The following is a 442-nucleotide window of genomic DNA, read 5'->3' as shown; positions in this document are numbered from 1 at the left end:
TGCGGGAAGACGCCCCGACGATCATCCGGGGCTGTCCGACCTTGAACTTTAATGTCCTGAAGAAATTGCTCCCGCCGAAGTTCTTTCATGATTCTGATCCTTACCATCCCTGTTCGGTGGGCAGAACGAACAGTTCTGCGACATCCATGCGGGATGGTGCGTTCAGGGCAAACAGGATTGTATCAGCGATGTCCTCGCCATCCAGATAGGTCATGGACGCCGCCAGGTCATCCATCTGCCTGCGGTAAGTGGCATCCGTAATCTGCTCGTACAGTTCCGACTTCAAGGCACCCGGTTGGATGCAGGTGACGCGGATATTGTACTTTGGCCCGATCTCCATCCTGAGTCCATCGGAAAATGCCGCGACGGCGGCCTTGGTGGCGCAATAGACGGCTAGGCCGGTAAAGACTTTCCGGCCCGCAATCGAGGACATGTTGAAGAT

General features: G+C 55.7%; 1 protein-coding gene. It reads right to left on the bottom strand.

Going from position 1 to position 442, the window contains the following annotated elements; all coding sequences use genetic code 11:
• Nucleotides 1-100 precede the first annotated feature (100 nt).
• Nucleotides 101-442: SDR family oxidoreductase (locus B7449_RS06965; RefSeq protein WP_048883530.1), on the bottom strand; the 342-nt coding region annotated here is incomplete at its 5' end.

This window comes from Komagataeibacter intermedius TF2, from assembly GCF_000964425.1.
Taxonomy (GTDB): domain Bacteria; phylum Pseudomonadota; class Alphaproteobacteria; order Acetobacterales; family Acetobacteraceae; genus Komagataeibacter; species Komagataeibacter intermedius.
This window is presented reverse-complemented; position numbering and strand designations above follow the sequence as displayed.